This is a genomic window from Streptomyces sp. NPDC005799 (assembly GCF_040630525.1).
GTDB lineage: Bacteria > Actinomycetota > Actinomycetes > Streptomycetales > Streptomycetaceae > Streptomyces > Streptomyces griseorubiginosus_B.
The window spans coordinates 1-1,104 of sequence record NZ_JBEXXQ010000227.1 but is presented as its reverse complement, the minus strand read 5'-3'; the positions used below and the strand labels follow the sequence as shown (position 1 = coordinate 1,104).

Genomic DNA, 1,104 nt, shown 5'->3' with positions numbered 1-1,104 from the left:
GATACTGGCGCCCACCGTCTACCGGCACGTTCCGTCGTCACCCAACCGAGCACCGCCGGTAGAGGGCACCCGAGACGTGGGCTGCATTGGCGAGGTGGATGTGGCCGCCGCTACTGAGGTTTTCGGTTCGGGGTGACGTTATGGCGGAGGCGTGATCAGTCCGGTTTCGGCGATGAACCCGTCGAGCAGGTCAGGCCGGTACTGCATCCGTTTGAGGCGGGTGCGGACGAGCCCGGCAAGGGCATCGATGTTGCACGGGGCGAGGTTGCCCAGGCTCTTCTTCAGGTGTGCCCATACGCCCTCGGCCGGGTTGAGGTCGGGGGTGTAGGTCGGGAAGCGGAAGACCGTCAACCATGGCCGCTTCCCGATCAGCTCGCGCATCGCGGCGTCGACGTGGTGGCTGTAGTTGTCCCACACCAACACGATGTTGCCGCCGAGCTGCTGGTGGGCGTCGTCCAGCAGCGAGGCGAAGTCCTTCTCCCGAAAGCCCTTCTTCTCGCCCTTGCGGCCGCGGTGCACCATCATCCGGAAGTCCAGCCGGGTGCGCCGGCCGACCTTGTGGCAGACCAGACCCGCCAGGGAGATGCGGCCCGAGCTGGCCGCGCGGACCCTGACCAAAGGCGGACGGCCACGGCGGGACCAGGTGCACGCCTTCGGCGGCCGCAGCAGCTGTCCTGCCTCGTCCGTGAAGCACAGCCAGGCGTCCTCGTCCCTCACCGTCTTTCCACCCGCGGCCACGTCTCCTTGATCCACGTGGCCACGGCCTCCTCGTCGCGTTCGGTAGCCCACCGTACCGGCACCTGCACCGTCCATCCCATCTGGCGCAGGATGCGCCAGGTCTGGGCCGGGCTGAAGCGCACATGGAACCGCCGGGCGATCACGGTGGCCACCCGGGCCAGCGTCCAGCGCTGGTCCTCCGTCCAGCCATGCGCGACCGGGCCCTTCTCAAGCTCCGCCGCCAGCCAGAGCCGCCACTCGGGCTTCATCCGTGACGGACGCCCGGACGGTCGATGGCGTCCAGCCAGGTGGTGTAGGGGATCAAGCCACCGGAATCCGCAGGCCAGGGACGGTGGCCCCGCCCGATCGGGTGTCCAGCTCGCCTTA

The 1,104-nt window shown here is 68.7% G+C and carries 2 protein-coding genes; both read right to left on the bottom strand.

The annotated features are described in order from the left end of the window. Positions 1-138: 138 nt before the first annotated feature. A complete protein-coding gene (locus ABZ453_RS51405) occupies positions 139-738 on the bottom strand; it encodes a transposase (protein ID WP_359027017.1) in 600 nt (199 codons plus the stop codon). After that, entirely contained in the window at positions 714-986 is a 273-nt protein-coding gene (locus ABZ453_RS51400) for a winged helix-turn-helix domain-containing protein (RefSeq protein ID WP_359027015.1), read from the bottom strand. Before ABZ453_RS51400 ends, ABZ453_RS51405 begins: the two co-directional genes overlap by 25 nt. Between the last annotated feature and the right edge of the window lie 118 nt (positions 987-1,104).